The 16,091-nt window shown below is 49.9% G+C and carries 10 protein-coding genes; 8 read left to right on the top strand and 2 right to left on the bottom strand.

The genetic code is table 11. The annotated features are described in order from the left end of the window. The first annotated feature begins 1,290 nt into the window (after positions 1–1,290). The 8 genes from C5S62_RS11425 to C5S62_RS11375 all read left to right on the top strand — a co-directional run bounded on the left by C5S62_RS11425 (position 1,291) and on the right by C5S62_RS11375 (position 15,210). Complete coding sequence (locus C5S62_RS11425; protein ID WP_104405508.1) at positions 1,291–1,875, top strand: FKBP-type peptidyl-prolyl cis-trans isomerase; 585 nt, start codon at positions 1,291–1,293, stop codon at positions 1,873–1,875. 32 nt (positions 1,876–1,907) lie between these two features. Continuing rightward, positions 1,908–2,843: an FKBP-type peptidyl-prolyl cis-trans isomerase gene (locus C5S62_RS11420; protein ID WP_104405507.1), complete on the top strand. Its 936-nt coding sequence runs from the start codon at positions 1,908–1,910 to the stop codon at positions 2,841–2,843. A 5-nt stretch (positions 2,844–2,848) separates the two neighbouring features. After that, a complete protein-coding gene (locus C5S62_RS11415) occupies positions 2,849–3,772 on the top strand; it encodes an FKBP-type peptidyl-prolyl cis-trans isomerase (protein WP_104405506.1) in 924 nt (307 codons plus the stop codon). A 250-nt stretch (positions 3,773–4,022) separates the two neighbouring features. Further along, positions 4,023–8,936: a LamG-like jellyroll fold domain-containing protein gene (locus tag C5S62_RS11410; protein WP_104405505.1), complete on the top strand. Its 4,914-nt coding sequence runs from the start codon at positions 4,023–4,025 to the stop codon at positions 8,934–8,936. A 620-nt stretch (positions 8,937–9,556) separates the two neighbouring features. Continuing rightward, positions 9,557–11,383 (top strand): DEAD/DEAH box helicase, encoded by a 1,827-nt coding sequence (locus tag C5S62_RS11395; protein ID WP_104405502.1) that lies wholly within the window; start codon positions 9,557–9,559, stop codon positions 11,381–11,383. 74 nt (positions 11,384–11,457) lie between these two features. Further along, positions 11,458–12,123, top strand: coding sequence for an outer membrane beta-barrel protein (locus C5S62_RS11390; protein ID WP_104405501.1), 666 nt, complete (start codon positions 11,458–11,460; stop codon positions 12,121–12,123). 654 nt (positions 12,124–12,777) lie between these two features. After that, positions 12,778–14,274 (top strand): sigma-70 family RNA polymerase sigma factor, encoded by a 1,497-nt coding sequence (locus tag C5S62_RS11380; protein WP_104405499.1) that lies wholly within the window; start codon positions 12,778–12,780, stop codon positions 14,272–14,274. A gap of 141 nt (positions 14,275–14,415) precedes the next feature. Beyond that, positions 14,416–15,210, top strand: a complete 795-nt coding sequence (locus tag C5S62_RS11375) for a bifunctional 2-polyprenyl-6-hydroxyphenol methylase/3-demethylubiquinol 3-O-methyltransferase UbiG (protein WP_104405498.1) — start codon at positions 14,416–14,418, stop codon at positions 15,208–15,210. Positions 15,211–15,264: 54 nt separating this feature from the next. Here C5S62_RS11375 and C5S62_RS11370 read toward each other — a convergent pair whose 3' ends face one another. Both C5S62_RS11370 and C5S62_RS13970 read right to left on the bottom strand, forming a co-directional pair. Continuing rightward, a complete protein-coding gene (locus C5S62_RS11370; protein WP_104405497.1) occupies positions 15,265–15,549 on the bottom strand; it encodes a transcriptional regulator in 285 nt (94 codons plus the stop codon). Further along, the coding region (locus tag C5S62_RS13970) for a hypothetical protein (RefSeq protein WP_104405496.1) at positions 15,543–16,091 on the bottom strand (549 nt) is incomplete at its 5' end. The genes C5S62_RS13970 and C5S62_RS11370, both read right to left, overlap by 7 nt.

Below are 16,091 nucleotides of genomic sequence, written 5' to 3'. Positions count from 1 at the left end.
CTTAACTGACAAAAGGGTACAAAGAGGCCCTGATGCATTACTTCTTGCAAAAGTAGGTCTTAATTTTTATTTAACAAAGAAAAATTTGACTTTTTGATTACTTTTTTAACAAATGGAGTGTTTTTATAGCTGCTTTATGCTATCTATAGTTTTCATTTTAATAAAAAAAGGTCTAAATGAATAAATATTAATTCCCTGAGGAGGTTTTACAGATGCAAAAACGTAAAAAAACAAATACTTCCAATTCTTCTCTCTTGCGCGCGTATTAATAATAATGTGTAAATCATTTCGGAAAACCCCACGTGCGGGATTAGCGGAAACGCACTATCCGGAATTACTAATACAGGCATCGAGGCCAGAACTCCGGAAAAAGCCATTTATATAACCCTTAATATATTGTCAATCAATACCATATATAACAACCCCAGGCGCAAGCAAAGATTCTTCGCCATGGATTCTGATCTTCACCATGAAACGGGGAACACCATCCACCTCATGCAGCAAGCAACTTCATGCGACAGTTTTTTGCCGTATCTGCCTTTTGCAAGAAGTAACCTGCCGGAATGCATCTTTGCCTCTTATTTGCTAATATATCAGAATAATTCATCGGGACAGGACACTTTGCAAGCCGGGAAATCTGTTGTTCCGGACACCGTTATACTTACGAGCTATGGCGCCGGCCTCCTTGCGGATACATGCGGAAAAGCGGCATGCGGCATCGGGAGGCTGTTCACTTTAAAGAGCCGCGGAAGGTGTATGCGCACCCCCTCCGCATCACGTTCGGACAAGGTACAGGCTGGTGCCCGCCGATTTTCCTGTTTCAGGCCGCCAAGGCGCTTTACGGACAGGACAGCCATTTTAACATTTCTTGCTTTCGCCTGAAAAATGTTGTATCTTTGTAACAGCCAAGCGGGACGTTCCTCACGGAAGCCCCGCTTTTTACGTGGTTTTGAGGATAATCCGTAATGAAAAATGCCGTATTTCCACCCTGAAAAGCATTACTTGAAATTTAAAATCGAATACTTGGAGTTAAAATTCCAATACGGACTTTCCGCCTCTTCCCACTTTCAACCTATATTTTAACACCATGAAGTGTAACCGAAAGTTAAATATGTTAAAGTTGAAAGGACCAAAAAACGGTTGAAGACGCTCCCCAGCGACCATGTAAGCAATCTGCCTGCGGGTAAAAAACATCTTCCTTGTACGATGTCTGAAATAAAAGTTGTATTTTTGCGAGGATTTACCAAATACTTATATATAATAGTCAACACTATATAAAAGAAAAAACCAATGGAAAAATTAAGCTACGCCCTCGGCATGGTCATCGGCCACAACCTCAAGGGAATGAACGTAACTAACCTTAACAGCGCCGACTTCGCGCAGGCTGTTGCCGATGTGCTCGCCGGCGAGAAGACGGCCCTCACCGACGACGAGGCGCAAACCACCGTGAGCACGTTCCTGCAACAGCAGCAGGAAGAACAGAGCAAGGCCGCCCGCGCCGAAGGCGAGGCTTTTCTGGCTGAAAACGCCAAGAAAGAAGGCGTGACAGTACTGCCCAGCGGCCTGCAATACACCGTATTGCGCGAAGGCGAGGGACGCAAGCCCGCAGCCACCGACAGCGTGAAATGCCACTACGAAGGCACTCTGACCAACGGCACCGTGTTTGACTCCTCCTACCGCCGCGGCGAACCGGCCACTTTCCCGCTCAACGGCGTGATAGCCGGATGGACGGAAGGCGTACAGCTCATGGCCGAAGGCGCCAAATACCGCTTCTTCATCCCCTATAACCTGGCCTACGGCGAACGCGGGGCAGGACAGAGCATTCCGCCCTACGCCGCCCTCATATTCGATGTAGAGCTTATCGAGATTCTCTGATTATCGCACGTAACCAATAAAAAACAAACATAATGAAAAAATTAATGATTGCGGCCATGGTGACCGCTCCCATGCTTTTCGCCGCCTGCAACGGCAAGCACACGGCTCCCAAAGCCACCCTTGAAACCAGCCACGACACACTGGCCTATGAAATGGGTATGGCCTACGCTCCCTCCGAGGCCGAACTGAAAATGTATCTCAGCGATCCGCGCACCGGCAGCGACTCCCTGCAGATTGAAGCCTTCATGGAAGGTATGCGCGAAGGGCTCGAAGCCGCCAAGGACAAGAAGCAGGCAGCCTACATTGCCGGTCTGACCTTCGGAACACAGCTGAGCGGCAACCTGACGCAGGTGGAAAAAATGGTGTTCGGCAACGATTCCACCAAGCACCTGAGCCGCAAAAATCTTATTGCCGGCTTCATGACTGCCTATGAAGGCAAAAAAACAGCCCTCCTGCTCGACGGAAAACCCGCCGACAAGATGGCCGCACAGCAGGACCTCAACACACGTATGGACCGCCTGTCGCAGGAAGCCTTTGAGCGTGACCACGCCGAAGACAAGAAGAAATCGGAAGCAGCCATGGCACAGAAGGCCAAGGAAGCCGGCGTGAACAAACTTCCCGGCGGAACGCTCTACAAGGTACTGACCGAAGGTACCGGCGCAAAAGCCAAGGAAGGACAGACGGTTAACGTCATCTATGAAGGACGTCTGGAAAACGGTGAGGTGTTCGACGCCTCCGCACAGCATCCCGGTGCCGACGGCAAGAGCACGCCGATGGTGGTAGGCCGCCTTGTACCCGGTTTCAACGAAGCTCTCAAGGCCATGCCCGCCGGCTCGAAGTGGGAAATCACCATCCCCTACGACCAGGCCTACGGCGCACGTGGCGGCGGTCCGTTCCCTGCTTTCTCAAACCTCACTTTCACCGTTGAAGTGGTGAGCATCGAAGAAACCCCTAACGCAGAGCAGTAACCATCATGAAAATCAGACACATCCTCATCCTTGCCCTGGCAGCCTGCACAGTCACAGCCGCCACGGCACAGAAGAAAAGCGGAAAAAGCAAAAAGGCCAAGACGGAAAAAACCGTCAAAACAACCAAAATGACTCCCGCCAAAGTGCAGCCCGTTCCGGCAGCCGAGTTCAGCTACGCCATCGGCGTGGGACAGAGCCAGAGCCTCAAGACGTACCTCATCCAGCGCGAAGGGGTGGACAGCGCCTACATTGAATACACCGCACAGGCACTGAAGGAAGCCGCCAAGATGTCGCCCGAAGAACTGAAGCAGAAAATGGCCTACGCCGCCGGTCTGCGCATCGCACAGATGAACACCGATCAGGTAATCAAACAGTTCAACCAGGCTGCAACGGGTAAGGCCGACACGACCTTCACCGACCTCGCGCTCCTCAACAACGGACTGTCAGAGGGCCTTTTGGGCAAAGCTACTCTCAGCGCCGACTCAGCCATGAAAGTGGCCGAGCGCCAGTTTGAATACTACAAGCAGAAACTGCAGCAGGAGAACGCCGACTTTCTAGTGAAAAACGCCAAGGAAAAAGGTGTGAAGACAACGCCCAGCGGCCTGCAATACCGCATCCTCACGCAAGGCAAGGGGACTGTGGCAGCCGACACGACCGAAGTGCAGGTACACTACGAAGGACGCCTCATTGACGGCACTGTGTTCGACTCGTCCTACAAGCGCGGACAGCCTGCCACGTTCCGCCCCAATCAGGTGATAAAAGGATGGACAGAGGCTCTCACCACCCTCCCCGAGGGCACCGTAGCCGAACTCTACATCCCTTACAATCTGGCCTATGGCGAGCGCGGAAACCAGAACATACCGCCCTACGCCACCCTTATTTTCAAACTTGAAATCCTGAAAGTAGGGGATCCGGAAGCCGGGAAATAACCGGAACAGGCAATTCACATCACACCGCAAAAAGGACAGAAACAACCGGGACTGCGGAAAAGACAACGGAGGGAGCACGTCGCAACGGTGCTCCCTCCGTTCATTGGTGGTTTCTGCTGTAAGTATATTTAAAAAGTCATAAAAAAACGTCTTTATTCGTTTTTAATCCGTATTTTTGCTTAATGCACCACACCCCATCCCATTGGGGGTAACACTTCTGCATAATCTTCACATATTAAATAATTTATCTATGGAAAACTTGCTACACAAAGTTCTTTTGTCGGGAGGTATCTTCCTTTCGGCCACGGCTTGGGCGCAACATGAGGTGGACATGAAAAAGTACACCGACTATCAGCCCGTAAGCAAGGCGGACGCCGGTCTGCGCGCCTCCACGGTACGCTCCGGCGAAACACGTCCGGACCATGTCCACAACGGTCTGTCGCGATTCTTCCCGCCTGTGTTCAATCAGGACGGCGGCTCGTGCGGCTCCGCCTCGCGCATCTGCTACATGTTCACCCACGAAATCAACTCCTTCCGCAACCTCGACGGCTCGCAGCCCGAAAACTATTACCCTTCCCATTTCTCGTGGCTGCTCACCAACGGCAACTCCGGCAAGGACGCCTTTGTGGCAAACATCGGCATCCCATCGGCAGCTCTCTACGGCGGCCAGACTTACTCCAAATATTTTGGCAATCAGGACACGGCCAACGATGACTTCGGATGGATGCAGGGATACGATAAATGGTTTGCCGCCATGCACAACCGCATGGAATGGCCGGTGAGTTTCCCTGACAACGTGAGCACCGAAGCCGGTCGCGAAGCCGTTAAGCAATATCTGTGGAACCACAATGGCGACCCCGACTTTCACGGCGGCGGTATCGTGGGAATCGGCGTGGCCAGCGCCGCCACACTTGCCAGCATTGCCTCAACCGAAGCCAACAACGCGGCCAAAGTAACCGGCAAGAAATACATTCAGGCATGGGGCACACAGGTAGACCATGCCCTGACTATCGTAGGATATGACGACCGCATAGAATTCGACCTCAACGGCAACGGCATCTATGGTGAGAAATCGGCAGATGAGGTAGGCGCCTGGATCATTGTCAACTCCTGGGGCACAGGATGGGCCGATGGCGGTTTCGTTTACTGCCCCTACGCTTACGGCGGAGCTTACTCCAAACTGGTGGACGACAAGAAAGTGTTCGACACCAACAGCTGGTGGAAACCGGAGGTATATCACGTACGTAAAAACTACCGCCCGCTGCGTACCATCAAACTCAAAATGAACTATTCACGCCGTAGCGAACTGTATCTCACGGCAGGCATCTCAGCCGACCTCAACGCTGAAATGCCCGACCAAAGCATTGCTTTCGACCACTTCAAATATGCCGGCGACGGCAACTACGGCAACACGGTTCCCGCTCCGGAAGTGCCCATGCTCGGACGATGGACCGACGGTCTGCACCACGAGCCGATGGAATTCGGTTACGACCTGACAGATCTTTCGGCACAGTTCGACAAAAACCGGCCGCTCAAATATTTCTTCATCGTTGAAACAAAAAACACAGCCGTAGGCGAAGGACGCATCCACAGTGCCTCAATCATCGACTATGAAGAGAACCTCGCCGGAGTGGAAATGCCTTTCGACCTCGGCAACGAAGGTGTGGAAATCAAAAACGCCGGCAACAAAACCATCATATCAGTAGTGGTGCAGGGACAAGGATATTACGCCCCGCAAAACCTCACAGCCACCGACGGCGTACTCTCGTGGATGGCACCGTTAGGTTCGGCCCACACACTCACCGGCTACGAAGTTTACACCGGTGGCGAATGCATAGCCACACTCGGGACCGAGGAAACATCCTACGAACTGCCCGACGGCGCCACCGGCAATTATGAAGTGAAAGCCCTCTACGGCAACCGCCGCTCGGCCGCAGTCACCGCCGTCGTTGCCGTGGCTGACACAAAGAGCAACCGTGTTATCCAACTCCGCGGCTCAGGCTTCACGATTAAAAACGCATTCGGCGCACGCTACGACAAAGCCACTATCGAATACTGGCTGCGTCCCGCCTCCCTGAGCAACTGGAACCAGAGCGCCGGTCCGGGATGGGGACAATTCATGCTCCATGCCAACTCCAACGGTTCTTTCTCCACCGGATGGGACACCAGCAACCGCATCAATACGGCCGCTTCAACCTTGAAAGTCAACCAGTGGACGCATATAGCCATTGTTGTGGACGGCAATAAGATGACAGTTTACGCCAACGGACAGGAAGCCGGCACGATTACGTCTGAAAACCATTCGGGCCTCGGCGGTTTCGGCGACCTCACGTTCCGCAACAACAGCACCGGCGACCAGACGAACGGGCACATGGACGAAATCCGCATCTGGAAATCGGCGCGTACCGCCGAAGAGATTGCTGCGAACATGAATGTGACCTTCGGCGATGCCGGTCTGCCTGCTGACCTGTTGGTTTATTACAAAGGCGACATCATTGTGGACGGTGGAGAAAAGAAACTGCGCGAGCGCGTTGCAGGCAACCACGCCATCATGCTCAATACGAACTTTGTTTCCGCGGTAATGACCACGCCAGCCCTCAAGCCTGTGACGGATCTTTCCGTGAACATCAACGAACCTTCTGAAGAAGTTTATGCCGGCATCCCCACGACGTTTGCCGCCACGGCCTCCTCTTCCGCTACCGAACTGTCGTGGACGGCTGAAGGTGCCGGTGTGAAAGACGCCAAAGTTAAAAGGCCCGCCCTTACCTTTACCGCTGCCGGCGATCAGAAAGTAAGCGTTACAGCCTACGACAGAGATGGGAAAACCGCCACTGCCGACCTCACCGTCAACGTTAAGGAGGCTCCCGCCCCCGTTGCCGACTTTACCATGACGACAACGACTATTCCCGTAGACGGTACAATTTCATTCATTGCCGGCACTCCCCGCATGGGCTACATCTATGAATGGAGCATGCCCGGAGCGGAAACGGAAGAGGCCCTTACGACCAATGCCGCCGCAACTTATACGGCTGTCGGTACCTATACCGTCACGCTCACGGTAAAAGCCCCCGACGGCCGTACCGCTACGAGTTCGAAGGAAGTCAAGGTAGAAGCCGTGGCACCCAATACGGACTTTGACGTGGCACCGGCCGTTATCATGAAAGGGGAGACGACTTTCCTCAAGGACAAGAGCCGCCACCAGCCTACCAGCTGGAACTGGACCATTCAGGGCGATGCCAAATCGTTTGCTGTGAACGGACAAAACTCTTCGCTCACCATCAACGAGCCGGGTATTTACGATGTGACGCTCAAAACGGCCAACGAAGTCGGCTCCAGCATGCAGACACAGAAAGGCGCTCTGGTGGTTTGCAACGCCGACAGCAAACAGGGCCTGAACTTCTCCTCCGGCGAAGGTTCCGTCACGATGAAGAAATTGCCTCTGACGCGCGGCCAGAGAACTTTCACCATCGACTGGTGGATGAACCCCTCCGCGCTTACGGGCGACCTCAACGGTTTTGGCGATCCAGACAACAACTTCTCCGTGTTCACTACGGCCCAAGGCCTGCTTGTGCTCAACATGAAGGCTTCAGACGGCAAGAACTACAGCGCCTATACCGCCGCCAATACGGTGAAGCCCCAGTCGTGGCACCACTATGCCGTTACCTTTGACAAAGGTCAGGTAAGTTTCTACGTGGACGGCACACTCAGTCACAGCATGAGCATATCCGCCACGATCATTCCCTCCATTACGGAATTTGTCATGAGTCCGAGCAAATATCCTCTCACGGCGATTATCGATGAGTTCCGGATTTGGGGTAAGACGCTTACCGCAGAGCAGATCAGACAGTATGCCAACGAACCGATAGCCGATGTAGCCGCCGCCGAGCGCGACAATGACCTGCGGGTGTACTACAACTTCAACCAGTCGGGCGGCGACGTGAAAGACGCCACCTCCAACGCCAACGACGGCGTGCGCCGTAACTTCGGCCCCGACGGCGATGCCTGGAGCTCGTCAAAGGGAGTGTTCTGCCTCAGCAATTCCGCGGGCACACTCACCGATGTCACACAGAATTACCTGGTCAACTACACCGCCCCATTCAAAAACGACGGCACATCAGTCAACCCCGCCAACAGTTCCCGCTTCCTCGGTCTGGCCGACTGGACGCTCCAAAATCAGATCAAGGAAAACGGTGTGACCACCGGCGCACACGTTGACACCCAAAAGGGCAACTCCATGACCATCACCTCCTTGTGGGACAACTTCTCCACTGTTAAAGACCACAAAGTGTTCCAGACCGTTACCCTGCCCGCGGGTGCCTATACCTTCACGGCCGAGTTCAGCAACTGGGAAGGCGAGCCTGTAGAAAGCTACCTTGTAGCCGCCGCCGGCAAAACGCTGCCCGTCACCGACAGCCTGGCCACCAAAGCCCTGGGCTACACGAAAATGCTCTCCAAAGCACAGACCATGACCAACAGTGTGTCCTTCATTCTCACAGAAGAGACGGAAGTGTCGCTGGGCATTCTGGCCAACATCAACGGCAGACGCTGCGTTACCTTCAAGCAGTTCAGCCTCTCCGCCGGAGAGTTCGAAAGCATTGAGGCTGACAACTCCGGCGGACACACCCTCACCGTGGACGCTTCAGGATGGGCTTCACTCTTCCTGAACTACGCCACCTCCATTCCCGAAGGCGTGAAGGCATACGTTGCCGTCAGCCGCGGCACCTCCGAACTGGTTCTCAACCCGATTGAAGACGGCATCATTCCCGCCCAAACGGCCGTTATCATCGAAGCCGAACCTGAAACCTACCTCTTCGCGCCCACCACGACTGCCGGAACGGCCACCAGCCTCCTGCAGGGCACGCTCAGCGACCTCACCACAACTGCCGGACAGGTATACTATACCGTTCAGAAACCGGCAGCAACCGACGAAGCTGTTATGGGTCGCCATACGGGAACCGTCATTCCGGCCAACACGGCCTACCTCACAGCCGATACCGCCGGCGCGCCGGAAGCTTATACCTTCAGTATAGTGCCCACAGGCATCGGCGGCATAAACACCCCGATCAAGGGCAATGATGCCGTGTACGACCTCAGCGGCCGCCGCGTGAAGCAGCCTTCCAAGGGCTTCTACATCATTGGCGGCAAAAAGGTCATTGTGAAATAAAACGGCTGTGATCCAGCACACCGCTCCTGCCATCCGGCTCCGCGAACACCAATTCCGTGGAGCCGGATTTACTTTCCGCCTGACCGCCCCTGCGGCAGTCTGCCCGTTCTTCCGGCACCACAGTCCCTGCAGCTGCTATCGGCACTTTCAACACGCTGAAAAGGCAAAAGCGCATTTTAACACAATTTGCTTTCCGCCGGAAAATGTCATATCTTTGTAACAGCGAAGCGGGATTTTCCACACGGAAGTCCCGCTTTTTCAGTATTTTTCAATGACTTTCAAAGGCATTTCAGAGTAATTTTCGCTTGAATTTCCAAGTATTGCAATTTTAATTTCACGTATTCGTGTTAAAATTCTGATACGGACTTTTCGCTTTTCCCTGCCTGCAACCTATATTTTAACACATCGGAATGTTGCGGAAAGTTAAAAACGTTAAAGTCCGATCCCCGCGAAAATGTTAAAAACGGTTCGTCCGGACCTCAAGAACATAGGAATGCACTGCCCTAACAACAAAAAGCACGCCTTTGACGAGAAAAAACGCCAGAATAATCGCCACCCCGTTTTTTCTGCGTATCTTTGCAAGATTAAACACAGTATATACTTTTTTATCATCCCGAATTTTGAAAACATTTGAAGAATTGGGCGTTTCGGAGGCCATCCGCCGCGCCATCGCGGAGTTAGGATACGAAAACCCTATGCCCGTTCAGGAAGAAGTCATCCCTTATCTGCTCGGTGTGGGCAACGACGTCATAGCCCTGGCACAGACGGGAACCGGCAAAACGGCCGCCTACGGCCTGCCCGTGCTCCAGAAGGTCAATCCCGACGACCGCCGCACACAAGCCGTCATACTCAGCCCCACGCGTGAACTGTGCCTGCAGATAGCCGGCGACCTCAAAGAATACTCACGCTACATCGACGGCCTGCACGTACTCGCCGTCTACGGCGGTTCGAGCATAGAGAGCCAGATACGTTCCCTGCGCAAAGGCGCCCAGGTGATCGTGGCCACCCCGGGCCGACTGATAGACCTCATGAAGCGCGGCGTGGCCCGCCTCGACGCCGTGGAAAACGTAGTGCTCGACGAAGCCGACGAAATGCTCAACATGGGCTTTACGGAAAGCATCGACGAAATACTGGCCGGCGTACCCGAAGAACGCAACACACTGCTCTTCTCCGCCACCATGGGCAAGGAAATAGAGCGCATAGCCAAAACCTACCTGCGCAACTATCAGGAGATCGTTGTAGGCTCGCGCAACGAAGGCGCCGAAAAGGTGAACCACATCTACTACCTCGTTCACGCCAAGGATAAATATCTCGCCCTCAAACGCGTTGTGGACTACTACCCGCGCATATATGCCATCATCTTCTGCCGCACACGCATGGAGACACAGGAGGTGGCCGACCTGCTCATACGCGACGGCTACAGCGCCGAGGCCCTGCACGGCGACCTCTCGCAGGCACAGCGCGACCTCACGATGCAGAAGTTCCGGCAGCACCGCACGCAGCTGCTGGTGGCCACCGACGTGGCGGCACGCGGCCTTGACGTGGAGGAACTCTCCCACGTTATCAACTACGGCCTGCCCGACGATGTGGAGAACTACACCCACCGCAGCGGACGCACCGGACGTGCCGGCAAACGCGGAACAAGCATCTCCATCATCCACATACGTGAAAAAGGCAAGGTGCGTGTCATTGAAAAAGTCATCGGCAAGGAATTTGAGGCCGGCACCCTGCCCGAACCGCAGGAAATATGCACCAAGCAGCTCTATCGCGTGATGGACGAACTTGAACGCATTGAGGTTGACGACGTGCAGATAGCCCCTTTCCTGCCCGAAATATACCGCAAGCTTGAGTGGCTCACCAAAGAAGACCTCGTCAAGCGCATCGTAAGCCGCGAGTTCGGCCGCTTCCTCAACTACTACGCCAACGCGCCCGAGATCGTACAGCCCACCGCCACACGAAACGGCAAAAAGGGCGAGAGGAACGAAAACAAAGGAGAACGCCGCCGCGCCGAACGCCAAAACGGCCCGCGGCAGGCAGAAGCCGGCTACAAGCGACTCTTCATCAACCTGGGCAAACGCGACAACTACTATGCGCGCGAAATCATCAACCTCGTCAACCGCTACGTCAAAGGCAAAGTGCAGATAGGACGCATCGACCTCACCACCAACTGCTCCTTCTTCGAAGTGCCCGAGGCCGAAGCTTCCCTCGTAATACAGAAAATGGCCAAGGCCAAGGTAGGGGAACGCCGCGTTGTAGTGGACAGCGCCGAACGCGAACAGGCTTCCGCCGGAAACAGGGGAGGCAAGGAACGCCACGGCCGGACAAAACGTTTCGAGGCTGACGCGTCACCGCGCGACATGAAGAAAAAATGGAAGAAAGAGGCTGCGCCCGAACGCGAAGGCAAAAAGAAAAAACGCCACGAGGACTGGCGCCAATTCTTTGAATAAAACCGCCTGCCGGCAATCAGGCTAAAACGCCGGACTCCGGCAGACGGCATTTTCCCCACATACTGGAACCCGACATGAAACACCGCTTTTCCTTACTCATCCTGCTCCTCATTCTGGCAGCCGCCACTCCGGCAGCCGCACAGAACCTTCACCTCAAACTGGGTGGCGGACTAGCCTCACGCTACGGGAGCGACAAAGCCGTAGGCGCCTACAAAATAGGCATGGGCTACGAAGTGGAATTCGACCAGCACTGGACGCTCACCCCCCAGCTGCTCTTCTACGGAAAAGGCTGGCAAGACCCCGAACGCGCCGTACCGGTAATCAACGATGACGGCACCCCCATGCTCGACGACAACGGACAGCAGGCCTACAGCACCATGAGCCGCTCCACAGCCGCCTGCTACGTGGAACTGCCTCTCATGCTGAGCTATTACATCAGAGTGGGCGAGGCACGCTACATAGTCCTCTCGGCAGGCCCCTACGCCGCATTGGGCGTGAACGGAAAGATAAAGACACGGGGCGACGGCAGCCGCATAGGCAGCGAGAAGCTGTTTTACTCCAGCCCGACATTTGGCCATGAAGGTTTGCGCCGCTTCGATGCCGGCATACAGTCGTTTGCCGGATATCAGTTCGGAAGCGGCCTCATACTGGGAATGGAAGCCGACTGGGGACTGGTGAAGACCCGCAGAAACGGCAAGCGTAATCTTTCAGGACTGATATCGTTGAGCTACAAGTTCTGATTACCGGATGATGAATCCTATTAATTTTCATCCCGTTTGAAAATAACCCGTCAGACATCCCGCCCTTTCCGAAAGGCAATATAAAATGTCTGTAACGGTTCATCCTCAAACAAAACAATAACCTCTACCTACCAACGCAGTCCGGCAGCATGAGAGCATGCTGCCGGACTGCGTTGGTAGGCTCTGCCAAATACTATCCCACAGCTTCTGCTATATACTTACCAAGAATTGCCATCCATTCCCTACGGCCAAAAGCCGTAAGACAGGCCGTCAGGCCGCAAAATCTCCCCTGAATGCCCAACCGTAGCAGGAATAGAAGAAACCGCCTTAATCGGAGTAAAGTCCTAAAAAACAGAAGAAAGGCCTCTACAACAGAAAGAACAGAACAAAAAAGGTAATAAAAAATTACAATTAACAGAATAAAAACATTTTTCAAACAAAGGAAATTTTTCTGTTTTTCCTCATCCATTGAATTTATACCCTATGATTCACATTTCCTCTAATTCCAATATAATTATATTCATAATCACACTTGAACCATCAAATATTTGTTCTATTCTAAATTAGGGTACACTTGACCAAACTATCATCATATTTATATTAAAATAAGGTAGAGGGATGCAGCCTTTTGCGTCTTTTCATATCATATAAAATATGACAAAGTGTGAACTGATTGATCTGTGTAAGAAAGGAAATGAGCAGGCTTTAAGTTTGCTCTATAAAACTTATGCGAGTAAAATGAAAAAAATCTGTTGCCAATATGTTTCTGACAAGCAAACAGTAAATGATCTTCTACACGACGGATTTATTATAATTTTCACATCGATCAATACATTACGTTCTCCTGAAAAATTAGAAAGCTGGATGGGGAAAATAATGAAAAACATTTCATTAAGATATCTGGAAAAGCGCCGTTCCCTCACGGAAGATCCTTTAGACAATATAGAGGAATTTGAAGAGCCTTCATGCCTGTCGTATCCGAATAATTTTCCATCTTATGTGATGATGCTCAAAATGATAGAATCATTGCCGGAAGGCTATCGCAAAATTTTCAAGTTAGCGGTATTGGAGGGATTATCTCACAAAGAAATCGGCGTATTGCTAAACATAGCTCCCCACTCTTCTTCATCACAATTATCAAGGGCTAAAAAATTGCTGCGCAAACTCCTATCCGAATACCGGATTATAGCGGGGCTATTTATATTGTCATCCATCATTTATCTACGGCACCTACGACATACACCAAAAGAAATTGCCGGCATTTCCCAAAAAGCAGTAATTCATCCTGAAGAGAAAAAAGTTCCCAAAAACATTTCACTCAAAAAGCCTGTAAATTTTATCCATACATCTGCTTATCAGGACGGCCATTACGGGTGCATTGAAAATGAGATGGATAAGCAAGACATTATTTATCAAGATAATACCACTGAGAGAAAAGACAGTGTGTTCAATCATACAATAACTAAGAATGTAAAAATAAAAAAAGACAAAGAACTTCACCGCAGCACTACCCACCAACATTTATTCAATGATAAAAAGAACTGGTCATTGGCTTTATCGTATTCAGGCGTAAAGAAGCAGACAAATACTCACAAGACGATAATTCCCGGTGACACTTCATCGGAAAATCCAGAAGAAATGAAAAAAAAATCATATCATCATATTCCTATAACCTTATCACTTTCATTATGCAGGAAGATTGGTAAAGATTGGGATATTGAAACCGGATTTCAATACACATACCTGCGTTCTGATTTTACAACAATTACCAGTTCCTATTGGAAAGAAATACAAAAAATCAATTATATAGGAATCCCCTTAAAAGGGGCATTCAATATATGGAACAGGCAGAAATTCTCCTTTTATATATCTGCCGGGGTCACTCTAGATATTCCAATAAAAGCAACCTCTGAAAATTTTGGATCTGATGAAAGCGGGAAGATTATTTTTAATAAAAAAACAATATATCCGTCTTTGCAGTGGTCAACAAATCTTGGCATAAGTGCCCGATATCAGATTACACCATCTTTCGGAATCTATGCAGAACCCAATTTGCGCTACTATATTAATAAGGGAAATAGTTTAAGAACAATCAGAACTGAAAAACCCTTTAATACAGATCTGTCCATAGGAGTCCGTCTGTCCTGGTAAAAAAAATAATGACAATCATGCAGTCTTTCATGAAATAGTCCATCGTATTCATAGAGACTTACAGTTAACGAAGGCTCACAAATTGAGATTTCCGAAAATTGAAGTTATAAAACAGGTAATAACAGCCAATACCATCATTTCATGCAAGAGCGTCATAAAAACAGAACCATCTATTTCAAGGAACTTTCCATAACAAGCAAGAATTATTTTATTCCATATATCCAACACTCACATCCTGTGGAAGCAGGCATGAATGTATTGGAAATTGGTTGTGGCGACGGTGGTAATCTGCTCCCTTTTTCTAAAATGGGATGCAATACTATCGGAGTTGACATTGCAACAAGCCGAATTAAAGATGCGAAAGCTTTCTTCAAAACGGCTCATGCAAAAGGAATATTCATAGCACAAGACATCTTCCTTTTAAAGGAACTAGAACAAGATTTCGACATCATCATCTGTCATGATGTATTTGAGCATATTAGGAATAAAAGGCTATTCCTTTCTCATTTGAGCAAGTACCTGAAACCGCAAGGTATCGTCTTTATGTCATTTCCTGCATGGCAAATGCCGTTTGGTGGGCATCAACAAATTTGCAAAAGCAAAATATTATCCCATCTGCCTTTCATTCATTTACTCCCTACTGCCATATATCGGTTGCTGTTAAAGATTTTCAGAGAAGATAATGACTGCATCAAAGAACTGCTTTCCATCAAGCAAACACGCATATCAATAGAATCGTTTGAGAGTTTAATAAAAAAAACATCCCTAAACATCCAAGACAGAAAACTATGGTTAATAAATCCCCATTACAAAATAAAATTCGGATTATCTCCACGTAAACTAAGCAAAAACATTAGCCACATCCCTTTCTTAAGAAATTTTTTCAGCACAAGTTGTTTCTATATTCTAAAGGAAAAAGAACTTGACAAGATTTGAAATAATTATGAGTCGTCAGAATCAAATTTATCTTGACTCTGACGACTCAATCCATTATAAACTCAGGTAAGATTTAAGTACCTTGATATATTCTTCCATAGCCAACTTACCTTCTTCTGTAAGACGACAAGTTGTACGAGTCTTTTTCCCGACAAACTCTTTAGTTATCTGAATATAACCAGCATTACTTAATTTGTCTAACTGAACGCTGATGTTCCCAGATGTGGCATTCGTCTGTTCTTTTAAGTAGCTGAAATCCGCTTCCTCTACCGAGACTAACAAAGTCATAATAGCTAATCTTAGTTGAGAGTGAATGATTGGATTCAATTCTTTCAGCATGGCTCTTTTATTTTATGATTGAGCAAATGTCCAGGTATTACCATCATCATAAGAAATGAAACACCAAACAGTAAGTTCCACCAATCAGCTACAACTGTATTTGTAGTCATAGAAACCAACATATAAATAGCTACGGAAAAAGCTATTAATGGAGTATAAACCATCAATTTGAAGTCGGTGATAATACCTGTTATAGCAATACCAAGACCCGCATATAACAAGGATAATGGCAACATAAGTGTAAAATTACAACTTCCATTAAAATAGCCAAAGATGACAATACCAATAACTGTGAGAAAAAAGGCTTGTCCTAAAATGCACCAGATACTGTCAATGGCTTTGTCCATATAGGTTACTACGCAAACTTTAGATTTATTTTTACTCACTCTTATCCAAATTGCAGGAACAAACATGAAGAACCATAGAGCAGACCACATAGGTTTACCGGTTAAATGTACAAGCAGATAGACTGCTACAGATAGTAATAGTGGGTCAAGCCGAAAACACGGTGCATGAATTTTGAGAAAAGTGTTAAATTTGTG

The sequence above is a fragment of the Prevotella sp. MGM2 genome, assembly GCF_002933955.1.
In the GTDB taxonomy this organism is placed as follows: Bacteria; Bacteroidota; Bacteroidia; order Bacteroidales; family Bacteroidaceae; genus Alloprevotella.
Note: the sequence above shows the minus strand (reverse complement) of the source record. Positions and strands in the feature narration are given on the sequence as shown.

Bases quoted from the DNA above. Each gene is read 5' to 3' on its own strand.
- C5S62_RS11415 (WP_104405506.1), top strand. From the start codon at position 2,849: ATGAAAATCAGACACATCCTCATCCTTGCCCTGGCAGCCTGCACAGTC.
- C5S62_RS11425 (WP_104405508.1), top strand. From the start codon at position 1,291: ATGGAAAAATTAAGCTACGCCCTCGGCATGGTCATCGGCCACAACCTC.
- C5S62_RS11370 (WP_104405497.1), bottom strand. From the start codon at position 15,549: ATGCTGAAAGAATTGAATCCAATCATTCACTCTCAACTAAGATTAGCT.
- C5S62_RS11375 (WP_104405498.1), top strand. From the start codon at position 14,416: ATGCAAGAGCGTCATAAAAACAGAACCATCTATTTCAAGGAACTTTCC.
- C5S62_RS11390 (WP_104405501.1), top strand. From the start codon at position 11,458: ATGAAACACCGCTTTTCCTTACTCATCCTGCTCCTCATTCTGGCAGCC.
- C5S62_RS11410 (WP_104405505.1), top strand. From the start codon at position 4,023: ATGGAAAACTTGCTACACAAAGTTCTTTTGTCGGGAGGTATCTTCCTT.
- C5S62_RS11420 (WP_104405507.1), top strand. From the start codon at position 1,908: ATGAAAAAATTAATGATTGCGGCCATGGTGACCGCTCCCATGCTTTTC.
- C5S62_RS11380 (WP_104405499.1), top strand. From the start codon at position 12,778: ATGACAAAGTGTGAACTGATTGATCTGTGTAAGAAAGGAAATGAGCAG.